The sequence below is a fragment of the Mycobacterium helveticum genome (assembly GCF_007714205.1).
GTDB lineage: Bacteria > Actinomycetota > Actinomycetes > Mycobacteriales > Mycobacteriaceae > Mycobacterium > Mycobacterium helveticum.
The window spans coordinates 1-10911 of record NZ_VMQU01000154.1; the positions used below are offsets into that span (position 1 = coordinate 1).

The following is a 10911-nucleotide window of genomic DNA, read 5'->3' on the forward strand; positions in this document are numbered from 1 at the left end:
ACTCGCCCCCCTCCACACCCCCCCCGCCGCGGGCGGGCGGCGGCGGGGGGCCCCCCACCCAAACCCCCCCCCCCCCGCGGGGGGGGGGGGGGTTTTTGGCGTCTGCTCGCGCTAAAAGGTGACCGCGCTTTCTTCGGGCAGCACCTGGAAGTCGGTGTCGGTCATCTCGGTGAGCCGCCCGTAGTAGAGGCCCCTGGCCTCGGGCGCGACGACGCCCTGGTGGATGGGCACCGCGCGGGCGGGCGCGACCGCGCGCAGGTAGTCGACGGCCTCCGAGATCCGCATCCACGGGGCCGCCGCCGGGGCGGCCAGCACGTCGACCGGCTCGCCCGGCACGAACAGCGCGTCGCCGGGATGCATCAGCCTGGCCGGATGGTCGGCATCGCCCACCAGGTACGAAAGGTTCTCTATCACCGGAATTTCCGGGTGTATCACCGCGTGCCTGCCGCCGACGGCCCGCACGGTCACCGCCCCGATCCGCAGCTCGTCGCCGACGTGTACCTCCCGGCACGGGGCGCCCAGTTGGGCGGTCGTCTGCGGGTCGGCATACAGCGCGGCGTCCGGGTTGCCCTCCAGCAGTGACGGGAGGCGCGTGGTGTCGATGTGGTCGGGGTGCTGGTGGGTGACCAGGACGGCCGTCAGGCCGGTGATTCCCTCGAAGCCGTGCGCGAAAGTGCCGGGGTCGAAGAGCACGCGGGTCTGGCCGAACTCGGCGAGTAGGCACGAGTGCCCGAAATGCGTCAGCTGCATGTCTACGATTGTGCCCGGACGAAGGTGGTGCGGATGCGGGTGATCCTGGCGATGATGGTGATCGCCGGTTGCCTGGCGGGTTCCCTGGTCGTCGTGGTGCCCGCGCAGGCGGAGCCGGAGACCTGCCCGCCCGTCTGTGACCAGGTCCCGGCCACCGCATGGATCCCGGGGCGTGCCGTGCCGGTGGACTCCGTCTATCACTGGCCCGCACCGGCCGGACTGGCGGTGCAGGTCACCGGCATCGGCAACGGCCCGCGGTTCCGGTTCGAGGAGGTGTGCGCCACGCCGGTGGACCCGCAGGACCCGCGGGCCGGCGCGGTTGCCGCCCGGGTGACCGTGGCGCACCCCGACGGCCAGTGGCAGCTGCAGGCACAGATCCTGCACTGGCGCGGCGACACGGCCCGCGGCGGCCCGACCGCGACCGCGGTGTTCGGCACCGCCGTCGCCGCCCTGCGCGGCTGCCAGCGCGGGGCACCGCTGGAATCGCCGTCGGTCACCACCGACGGTCCCGACCGGATGGCCGCGGTGATCTCCGGACCGGTCATCGTGCACACCTACCTGCTCGCCCACCCGTCGAGCAGCACGATCGCCGAGCTCACGCTGTGGTCGTCGGCGCCGCCGCAGGTGCCCTGGCCGGCGATGGCCGACGAACCGGTGCTCAACGCGATGGCCGCCCCGCTGTGCGAGGCCTACCTCGCCTCGTGCCTGTGACACCGCCGGACGCCGGTAGAGTTGGCGCCGACAGAAACCGTCAGGAGGAGCGCCGGTGGCCCGGGTGATCGTCAACGTGATGCCCAAAGCGGAGATTCTCGACCCGCAAGGTCAGGCCATTGTCGGCGCGCTCGGCCGGCTGGGCCATCCCGGGATCTCGGATGTGCGGCAGGGCAAGCGATTCGAGCTCGAGGTCGATGACACGGTCGACGACTCCGCGCTCGCCGAGATCGCGGAGTCGCTGTTGGCCAACACCGTGATCGAGGACTGGACGATCACGCGGGAGGGGAGGTGACGGTGCGCATCGGCGTCATCACGTTCCCGGGGTCGCTCGACGACGGGGACGCCGCCCGCGCGGTACGGCGTGTCGGCGCCGAACCGGTCAGCCTCTGGCACGCCGACGCCGACCTCAGGGGCGTCGACGCCGTGGTGGTGCCCGGCGGGTTCTCCTACGGCGACTACCTGCGGGCGGGGGCGATCGCGCGGTTCGCCCCGGTGATGGCCGAAGTGGTCGGCGCCGCGCGCCGCGGGATGCCGGTCCTGGGCATCTGCAACGGCTTTCAGGTGCTGTGCGAGGCGGGGCTGCTGCCCGGGGCCCTCACCCGCAACGTGGGCCTGCACTTCGTCTGCCGCGACGTGTGGCTGCAGGTGGCGTCCACCGCGACGGCGTGGACGTCGCGCTACGAGGCGGGCGCCGACATCCTGGTGCCGCTGAAATCCGGGGAAGGCCGCTACGTGGCGCCCGAAGACGTGCTCGACGAACTCGAGGGCGAGGGCCGGGTGGTGCTCCGCTACCGCGACAACATCAACGGCTCCCTGCACGACATCGCCGGCGTCAGCTCGGCCAATGGCCGGGTGGTCGGCCTGATGCCCCATCCCGAGCACGCCATCGAGGCGCTGACCGGGCCGTCGGACGACGGTCTGGGCCTGTTCTATTCGGCGCTGGACGCCGTTCTGGCGGTCTGAGCGAAGGGCAGCGCGTAAACGGCGATGCCGGCGCGCTCAGCCGGTATCGCGCAGCAACGGCTGCGCGGGCCGCCACTCGACGACGGGCGCCAGGTCGCCGAACAGTTCGATCGCGGCCGCGATCGTGTTGTCCACGAAGCGCGCGAAATCCTCGAAGGCGATGCCATCGCGGATCCACTGCGACCGGCGCGCGATCACCCCGATGCGCTGCGGATCGCAGGAATTGTGCACGATCGCGGTGACCTCGCGGTCCTGCCGATTCCAGCTGTCGGCGAGGTGGGTCAGCCAGGGGCGGTCGGTGGCGGGGAAGAAGCACGCCGGAACCACCCGAACCACCAGCACGTCGTCGTGCGCGGGGCAGGCCTCGAGGTGGACGTGCAGCCGTCGCGGGCGTGTATTGGCGACGTAGAAGAATTCGCCGTCGTGCCGGCCGCGGAAATACCGGCTCCCGCGGGTGCGCAGGTAACGTTCGATCAGGTCGGCGCAGAGCGGCTCACTCGTCATGGATCCATGCTGCTCACAGTGGCTTTGCGAAGTCTTGGAGCCGGGCCGGCCAAAACCGAAGAATCTGTTGAGAATCGGCTGAGAGGCCGGGCCCGGGAACGCTGTGCGGCATGCAGATTCAGAGCGGATAGAGCCCGGGCAGGTTGACCACGATGGCCTCTTGCGTGCTGCGGGCGATCACGACCTCGGCCGGCGCGGTCGGGTCGGGGTTCTCCTCCCGGTGCGGCAGGTAGGGCGGAACGAAGACGTAGTCGCCGGGCGCGGTCGCGATGCGCACCTCCCGGTCACCGTCGTGGAAGACGAACTCCGGGTGGCCGCTGCGCACATAGATCGCGGTCTCGGATTCGCCGTGATGGTGGTTGGACGACACCGCCTGCGGGGCGACGTGCGTCTCGCCCATCCACAGTTTCGCCGCGCCGACCGACCGGCCGGACAGGGCGGCGAAGCGCCGCATCCCCTCCGACTGCGCGGTGTCGTCGCTGAGGTCCGAAGCCCTGACGTGGTGCATGCGTGGGGTCGCCGGGGTCGTGTCGTCGAAGTCGGGGTGGAAGCCGTCCGAGGTTGCCATCGTTCAATTATTCACTGAGCGCCGAGCGTGTACTGGCGGCGAGATTTCGGCCGATTTCTCGCGCTGAGAACACGTTCGGCGCCGTGCATTTCAGCGCGAGCCGGTTAGGCGCTGCGCGAGCCGGCGCAGGTCACCGACGACGAGGTCGGGCTGCGGCAACCCGTCGACGGGTAGCGGGGGATTGCCCGGCCGCGTGATGAGGGCGGCGCGGAAGCCGACGTTTTGCGCGCCGAGCAGGTCCCACGGATGTGCGGCCACCATCATGCACTCGCCGGGCGGCACCCCGAGCGTCTCGCACGCATACCGGTATACCGTCGGGGCGGGTTTGAACGCACGCCGGTCATCGACGCTGAGGCGCTGCTCGAAAAAGACCGCCAGCCCCGAGTTTTCCAGCGCCGTGCGCCCGTCCGGGTTGGGCGGTGAGTTGGTCAGGGTGGCCAGCCGGAAGCCGCTGTCGCGCAGTGCGGCGAGCCCGTCGGCCGCATCCGCGTGCGCCGGCATCGTGAGCAGCCCCGTCCTCAGCCGGTCCAGGTCGTCGTCGGTGACGCCGACCCGGTAGGCCTCGCCCAGCATGCGCAGCACGCCCCGGGCGAGGGTGACGAAGTCCACGTAGCTCTCCGCCAGGGTGGCGGTCATCGAATACATGACGAGCTGGGCGAACCATTCACGCAGCATGCGACGGTCACCGAACATTTGTTCGAAAAGCGGTGCCAGCGAATCGATGTCGACGAGCGTCTCGTTGACATCGAAAACAAGGACGGACGGTGTGGTGGGCATGGCTGGTGGTCACCATTCTTCAGTGCGGGGATGTCGGGCTGTGCATACCCGGGCAGGCACGGACAAACAGCGCCATCACCGCCACCGGCCAGCGCGGTGCCACGCCCGCGGCGGAGCGATCGACGACGTCCCGGCACGCGCGGATCGCGAAGGGTTTTATGGGTCAACTATCCGCGTTGACGCCGCGGCGAGGCTCCGGTCGCCTGCGTTGAGTCCACCCGACGACCGCGGTTGATGGAGAACGAGATTCGTTGATCCCGGTCCTGGTGACGCACGGCTGCTAGCAGCCCAGGCAGACGGACGCCTCCGCGGTGTAGCACAAAAACGTCATCGTCTCCTGCAGGTACAGCTGCACCGTGTCGGTGTCATGGCTGGTGTAGCCGATCGCGACGTCGGTGCCCAGCTGCAGGTCGAAGTCGCCGCCGCGGGTGGTCAGCACCATGGCGCCGTCGATGGCGGGCGCCCAGATGATGTCCCCGCCGACCAGCCGGCCCAGGTGCTCGCGGATCGGATATCCGTGCTCGGTGGTCTCGCTGACCTTGGTGTAGACGTCGGCGGACAGCAGTACCGAGTACGGCCCGTCGACACCGGCCAGCCGCAGCGCGGTCAACGCCTGCGAAATCGCATCGGGCATGTCGCGCGGATCCTCCGGCAGCGTCACCGGGGGGTTGGAGGTGCAGCTGCGGATGCCGTCGATGGACGCGGCGGGGTAGCCCTCGAAGATGGCGTGGTCCTCGACGAACGCGAGCTTCTTGGCGGCGGCCTTGACCGTCTCCCAATCGGAGTCCTGCGCACCGCGCTCGACGTTGTCGATCTCGTTGCGGGACAGGGTGAACGGAACTCGCAGCCGGACAAGCGGTTTGCTGGCGCGCAGGTGAGCGAGCACGCCGTCGGTGGGCGCCTCCACGTCCAGCAGCCGTCCCGTGCTGACCGCCGCGGTCGTCGGCCCGCCGGGGCCGGTGACGTCGACCACCCGCCGGCCGGCGATGTGGCGCTTGAACGTCCGGGTGGCCTCCAGTTCGATTTCGGTCCACGCCGCTTCGGTGACCGGTGCCAGCTCGCGGTAGAGGTTGTTCATCGGGACGTTCCTTTCAGACTGCCGATCGAAAGTGAGCCGTTTTCAGAGGTGGGTTCGGACGCGGAACCGACCCGCCGCCCGGTCCCCGGCGTGCCGGGCAGCGGCGGTGGGTCGTCGAGGAAGTCAACGGTGGGGGCGAAGAACATCCCCCCGGTGACCGCGGTGGAGAAGTCGAGTATGCGGTCGGTGTTCCCCGGCGGATCGCCGAGGAACATGTTGCGCAGCATCTGCTCGGTCACCGCGGGCCGGCGTGAATAGCCGATGAAGTAGGTGCCGTACTCGCCCTTGCCGACCTCACCGAACGGCATGTTGTGCCGCACGATCTTCAGCTCGGTGCCGTCGTCGTCGGTGATGACGTTGAGCGCGATGTGCGAGTTGGCGGGCTTCATGTCCGCGTCGAGTTCGATGTCGTCGAGCTTGGTGCGCCCGACCACGCGTTCCTGCTCGGGTACCGGCAGCGACTCCCACTCCGCCATGTCGTGCACGTACTTCTGCACGTGCACGTAGCACGCCCCGGCGAAGTCCGGGTCCTCGTCGCCGATCGTGGTGGCGCTCAGCGCGATTGGGCCGTCCGGGTTTTCGGTGCCGTCGACGAACCCGAGCAGGTCGCGGTTGTCGAAGAACCGGAACCCGTGCACCTCGTCGACGACGGTGACCGCGCCGGACATGGCTTTGAGGACGCGGCCGGCCAACTCGAAGCAGACGTCCATACTCTCGGCCCGGATGTGAAACAGCACGTCGCCGGGGGTCGCCGGGGCCGTGTGCCGCGGCCCGGTCAGTTCGACGAACGGGTGCAGTTCGGCGGGCCGCGGGCCGGCGAACAACCGGTCCCAGGCGTCGGAGCCGATGGAGGTGATCATCGACAGCCGTTTGGCCGGGTCGCGGAAACCCAGGGCGCGCACCAGCCCGGAGAACTCGGGCAGCGCGTCGTGCACGGTCACTTCCCCGCCGTCGTCGATGGTGACCACCAGGAATATGGCGGCGGGAGTCAACGGCGCGAGAATGGGTTGCGGCTGGACCGGAGGCACTCTGTTGACCCTAGCGCGGCGACGGCGAGCGCTGCATAGCGGCGCGAGCAAGGAGCCGGGCGGTCAGGCCCGGCGTGCAGCCCGCAATGCCCGGCAAGCCATGATGGTGAACGTGTCCGGTGAGCGAAACGACGGGACGACCGCGGCCAGTGCACGAGGCCTCTGTGACTTCATCGACGCCTCGCCGTCGCCGTTTCACGCCTGCGCGACGGTGGCCGGGCGGCTGCGCGGCGCCGGGTACACCGAACTCGGCGAGATCGAGCGTTGGCCGGACCGGCCCGGCCGGTACTTCACCGTGCGGGCCGGGTCACTGGTCGCCTGGAACTCCGAGGGTCCCGGCGGCCCGTTCCGCATCGTCGGCGCCCACACCGACAGCCCCAACCTGCGGGTCAAGCAGCATCCCGACCGGCTGGTCGCCGGCTGGTGGGTGGTCGCGCTGGAGCCCTACGGGGGAGCGTGGCTCAACTCCTGGCTGGATCGCGATCTCGGCATCAGCGGGCGCCTGACGCTGCGGGAGGGCACCGGACTCGGCCATCGGCTCGTCCGGATCGACGACCCGATCCTGCGGGTGCCGCAACTGGCCATCCATCTGGCCGAGGACCGCAAGTCGCTGACTTTGGACCCGCAGCGCCACCTCAACGCGGTGTGGGGGACCGGCGGGCAGCCGGGGTCGTTCGTCGGCTACGTCGCCGAGCGCGCCGGCGTGGCACCGTCCGACGTGCTGGCCGCCGACCTGATGACGCACGACTTGACGCCCTCGACGGTGGTCGGCGCCGAGGCCGACCTGTTGAGCGCTCCGCGGCTGGACAACCTGGCCAGCTGCTATGCGGGCACCGAAGCACTGCTGGCCGTCGAGCCGCGGACGGCACCGGAGGGTGCCCTGCCGGTGCTGGTTCTCTTCGACCACGAGGAGGTCGGTTCGTCCTCGGACCACGGCGCGCAGTCCAACCTGCTGAGCACCGTCCTGGAGCGGATCGTGCTCGCGGCCGGCGGCACCCGCGAAGACTTTCTGCGCCGGCTCCCGGCGTCGCTGCTGGCCTCGGCGGACATGGCACACGCCACCCACCCCAACTATCCCGAGCGGCACGAACCGGGCCACCTCATCGAGGTCAACGCCGGGCCGGTGCTCAAGGTGCACCCGAACCTGCGCTACGCCACCGACGGGCGCACGGCGGCGGCCTTCGCGCTGGCCTGCCGGCAGGCCGGGGTGAACCTGCAGCGCTACGAGCACCGGGCGGACCTGCCGTGCGGTTCGACGATCGGCCCGCTGGCCGCGGCCCGGACGGGCATCCCGACCGTCGACGTCGGCGCCGCCCAGCTCGCGATGCATTCCGCGCGCGAGCTGATGGGCGCCCACGACGTGGCCGCCTATTCGGCCGCGATGCGCGCGTTCCTGTCGCCGGCGTGACGCGCGGCCGGCAGTCCCATCCCGCGCAGCCATTGGTCGAGCAGCAGCCGCGAGAGCCGATCGACGTCGACGTCCTCGCCGGCCAGGACGTAGGTCATGGTCGCGATCAATTGGATTAGGGCCAGCGAGCCGGCGAGATCGACCGGCACCGCTTTGACGAACTCCTGGGCCATCCACACGTGCCCGGGGCCGCCTCGTGCCGGGCGTCGTAGGTCGCGGCGCGGATGTGGCCGAGCGTGCCGGCGACCTCATGGGCTGCGGCATCGGCGATCCGCGCGGCGGCATCCTGGGCGAGGCGGCGGTTGAACTCGCGCAGTAGACCCGCCTTGGTCCCGAAGATGCGAAAGAAGGCCGCCCGACCGGCGTTTCGCTGGTCCCGGGTCAGACGAACGCTCCAGGTTTTCGGTATTGAGACCTGACGCGCAAAACCAGCTCCAACCTGCTCAATCCCACCGACCTGCGCGACGTGCCCGGGCTGATGCTCGGCGGGCGCCCTTGCGCTCGGCGCCCTCGACGTACTTCTTCATCCGCAGTGCGGTGTCCAGGCACTGCCCGGTGTTGGTGCCCACCCCGCGCGGGTGGGGCGGCCGGGGCGGCGTCACCTTAGACTGTTCGGCGTGACCGTCCCCGGGTCGATCGACACCGTCGCACACGCCGCGAGTACGCCCGACCAACCGCAACCGTTCGGTGAGCTGGGTCTCAAAGACGACGAGTACCAGCGGATCCGCGAGATCCTGGGCCGCAGGCCCACAGACACCGAGCTGGCGATGTACTCGGTGATGTGGAGCGAGCACTGCTCGTACAAGTCCTCGAAGGTGCACCTGCGCTACTTCGGCGAAACCACGACCGACGAGATGCGCGCCGGCATGCTGGCCGGCATCGGCGAGAACGCGGGCGTGGTCGACATCGGCGACGGCTGGGCCGTCACGTTCAAGGTGGAATCGCACAACCACCCGTCCTACGTCGAGCCCTACCAGGGCGCGGCCACCGGGGTCGGCGGCATCGTGCGCGACATCATGGCGATGGGCGCGCGACCGGTCGCGGTGCTGGACCAGCTTCGCTTCGGCGCCGCCGACGCCCCCGACACGCGCCGCGTGCTCGACGGCGTGGTGCGCGGCATCGGCGGCTACGGCAACTCGCTGGGCCTGCCCAACATCGGGGGCGAAACCGTCTTCGACGCGTGCTATGCGGGCAACCCGTTGGTCAACGCGTTGTGTGTCGGCGTCCTGCGTCAGGAGGACCTGCATCTGGCGTTCGCCTCGGGTGCCGGCAACAAGATCATCCTGTTCGGCGCGCGGACGGGGCTGGACGGCATCGGCGGGGTGTCGGTGCTGGCGTCGGACACCTTCGATGCCACCGGATCGCGCAAGAAACTGCCCTCGGTGCAGGTCGGCGACCCGTTCATGGAGAAGGTGCTCATCGAGTGCTGCCTCGAGCTCTACGCGGGCAAGCTGGTGATCGGCATCCAGGACCTAGGCGGAGCCGGATTGTCATGTGCGACATCTGAATTGGCCGCCGCTGGGGACGGCGGCATGTCCATCGAGCTCGACACCGTCCCGCTGCGCGCCAAGGAGATGACACCCGCCGAGGTGCTGTGCAGCGAGTCCCAGGAGCGGATGTGTGCGGTCGTCGCGCCGGAGAACGTCGACGCCTTCATGGCGGTGTGCCGAAAATGGGACGTGACGGCCACCGTGATCGGCGAGGTGACCGAGGGCGACCGGTTGCGGATCACTTGGCGCGGCGAGACCGTCGTTGACGTGCCGCCGCGCACCGTCGCCCACGAAGGCCCGGTGTACCAGCGGCCGGTCGCACGCCCCGAATCGCAGGACGCCCTGAACTCCGACCGCTCGGACCGGCTGCCACGGCCCGCCACCGGCGCGGAGCTGCGTGCGACTTTGCTTGCGCTGCTGGGCAGCCCGCACCTGTGCAGCCGCGCGTTCATCACCGAGCAGTACGACCGCTACGTGCGCGGCAACACCGTGCTGGCCGAGCACGCCGACGGCGGCATGCTGCGCGTCGACGAGGCCACCGGCCGCGGCATTGCGGTCTCGACCGATGCGTCGGGGCGTTACACGCTGCTGGATCCCTACACCGGAGCCCAACTGGCGCTGGCCGAGGCCTACCGCAACGTCGCGGTGACCGGCGCCACGCCGGTCGCGGTGACCAACTGCCTCAACTTCGGGTCCCCCGAGGACCCCGGAGTGATGTGGCAGTTCGCCCAGGCGGTGCGCGGCCTGGCAGACGGCTGTGCCGCCCTTGGCATTCCGGTGACCGGCGGCAACGTCAGCTTCTACAACCAGACCGGCTCCGTGGCGATTCTCCCGACGCCGGTCGTCGGGGTGCTCGGTGTGATCGACGACGTCGGCCGGCGCATCCCCACCGGACTGGGCGGCGAGCCGGGGGAGACCCTGATGCTGCTGGGCGACACGCGCGACGAGTTCGACGGATCCGTCTGGGCGCAGGTGAGCGCCGACCATCTCGGTGGGCTGCCACCGGCGGTGGACCTGGCGCGGGAGAAGCTGCTGGCCGAGGTGCTGCGGGCGGGGTCACGCGACGGGCTGGTGTCGGCCGCGCACGACCTGTCCGAAGGCGGGCTGGCCCAGGCCGTCGTGGAGGCGGCGTTGGCAGGTGAAACCGGTTGTCGCATAATCTTTCCCGAAGGTGCCGATCCGTTCGTGACGCTGTTCTCCGAGTCGGCGGGCCGGGCCCTGGTGGCGGTTCCGCGCACCGAGGAGAGCCGGTTCCGGGCGATGTGCGAGGCGCGGGGCCTGCCCGCCGTTCGCATCGGGGTCGTGGACCAGGAGTCGGACGCGCTGGAGTTTCAGGGCCTGTTCACGGTTTCGCTGGCCGAACTGCGCGAAACGTCCGCCTCGGTGTTGCCGCGATTCTTCGGAGGAGCGTCACCGGCGAAAAGCGATGCGTGACAGGCATTTTCGCCGTCAACACGCGTTGTCTCTGGGCGCCGCCCTGGTCGGCTGGGGCTTCGTCACTCCGCGGTTGCCGCCTGCGCTGCGGGTTGTCGTGCAGGCCGGTGTGGGCGTGCTGCTGGTCCGGCTGACCCGTGCGCCGTTGGGCCTGCGCCCACCGCGGCTGTGGACGGGGTTGCGGTGGGGGTTGGCGG

General features: G+C 70.1%; 13 protein-coding genes and 1 pseudogene. 6 read left to right on the top strand and 8 right to left on the bottom strand.

Going from position 1 to position 10911, the window contains the following annotated elements:
• Window positions 1–111: 111 nt before the first annotated feature.
• The gene (locus FPZ47_RS24050) at window positions 112–750 is read right to left on the bottom strand and encodes an MBL fold metallo-hydrolase (protein WP_144951177.1); all 639 of its coding nucleotides are present in this window, start codon (window positions 748–750) and stop codon (window positions 112–114) included.
• Between FPZ47_RS24050 and FPZ47_RS24055 the strand changes: the two genes are divergently transcribed.
• From FPZ47_RS24055 to purQ, 3 genes are read left to right on the top strand one after another with little or no spacing between them, the layout of a single operon-like run.
• Window positions 727–1461, top strand: coding sequence for an ATPase (locus FPZ47_RS24055; protein ID WP_210419985.1), 735 nt, complete (start codon window positions 727–729; stop codon window positions 1459–1461). The two genes, FPZ47_RS24050 and FPZ47_RS24055, sit on opposite strands and share 24 nt — an antisense overlap.
• Window positions 1462–1516: 55 nt before the next feature.
• A complete protein-coding gene (gene purS, locus FPZ47_RS24060) occupies window positions 1517–1756 on the top strand; it encodes a phosphoribosylformylglycinamidine synthase subunit PurS (RefSeq protein WP_144951181.1) in 240 nt (79 codons plus the stop codon).
• The gene (gene purQ, locus FPZ47_RS24065) at window positions 1753–2427 is read left to right on the top strand and encodes a phosphoribosylformylglycinamidine synthase subunit PurQ (RefSeq protein WP_144951183.1); all 675 of its coding nucleotides are present in this window, start codon (window positions 1753–1755) and stop codon (window positions 2425–2427) included. Before purS ends, purQ begins: the two co-directional genes overlap by 4 nt.
• 36 nt (window positions 2428–2463) lie before the next feature.
• On the opposite strand, the gene FPZ47_RS24070 is transcribed toward purQ, so the two are convergent.
• From FPZ47_RS24070 to FPZ47_RS24090, 5 genes are all read right to left on the bottom strand, one after another.
• Window positions 2464–2931: a YbjN domain-containing protein gene (locus tag FPZ47_RS24070; RefSeq protein WP_144951185.1), complete on the bottom strand. Its 468-nt coding sequence runs from the start codon at window positions 2929–2931 to the stop codon at window positions 2464–2466.
• Between the two features lie 118 nt (window positions 2932–3049).
• A complete protein-coding gene (locus FPZ47_RS24075; RefSeq protein ID WP_144951187.1) occupies window positions 3050–3499 on the bottom strand; it encodes a cupin domain-containing protein in 450 nt (149 codons plus the stop codon).
• Window positions 3500–3589: 90 nt separating this feature from the next.
• Entirely contained in the window at window positions 3590–4276 is a 687-nt protein-coding gene (locus FPZ47_RS24080) for a haloacid dehalogenase type II (RefSeq protein ID WP_144951189.1), read from the bottom strand.
• 280 nt (window positions 4277–4556) lie between these two features.
• Window positions 4557–5354 (bottom strand): family 1 encapsulin nanocompartment shell protein, encoded by a 798-nt coding sequence (locus tag FPZ47_RS24085; protein ID WP_144951191.1) that lies wholly within the window; start codon window positions 5352–5354, stop codon window positions 4557–4559.
• Window positions 5351–6382 (bottom strand): Dyp-type peroxidase, encoded by a 1032-nt coding sequence (locus tag FPZ47_RS24090; RefSeq protein ID WP_144951193.1) that lies wholly within the window; start codon window positions 6380–6382, stop codon window positions 5351–5353. The genes FPZ47_RS24085 and FPZ47_RS24090 overlap by 4 nt, the downstream gene beginning before the upstream one ends.
• 103 nt (window positions 6383–6485) lie before the next feature.
• Between FPZ47_RS24090 and FPZ47_RS24095 the strand changes: the two genes are divergently transcribed.
• Window positions 6486–7790, top strand: coding sequence for a M18 family aminopeptidase (locus FPZ47_RS24095; protein WP_246133384.1), 1305 nt, complete (start codon window positions 6486–6488; stop codon window positions 7788–7790).
• On the opposite strand, the gene FPZ47_RS24100 is transcribed toward FPZ47_RS24095, so the two are convergent.
• Window positions 7751–7969 (bottom strand): hypothetical protein, encoded by a 219-nt coding sequence (locus tag FPZ47_RS24100; RefSeq protein ID WP_145039644.1) that lies wholly within the window; start codon window positions 7967–7969, stop codon window positions 7751–7753. The two genes, FPZ47_RS24095 and FPZ47_RS24100, sit on opposite strands and share 40 nt — an antisense overlap.
• A gap of 264 nt (window positions 7970–8233) precedes the next feature.
• Window positions 8234–8392: a hypothetical protein gene (locus FPZ47_RS28600; RefSeq protein WP_168209552.1), complete on the bottom strand. Its 159-nt coding sequence runs from the start codon at window positions 8390–8392 to the stop codon at window positions 8234–8236.
• Between the two features lie 15 nt (window positions 8393–8407).
• Here FPZ47_RS28600 and purL point away from each other — a divergent pair, with 15 nt between their 5' ends.
• A complete protein-coding gene (gene purL, locus FPZ47_RS24105; protein ID WP_144951199.1) occupies window positions 8408–10714 on the top strand; it encodes a phosphoribosylformylglycinamidine synthase subunit PurL in 2307 nt (768 codons plus the stop codon).
• Window positions 10707–10911, top strand: a pseudogene (locus FPZ47_RS24110) (Rv0804 family intramembrane glutamic endopeptidase); the annotation flags it as partial. The gene purL and the pseudogene FPZ47_RS24110, both read left to right, overlap by 8 nt.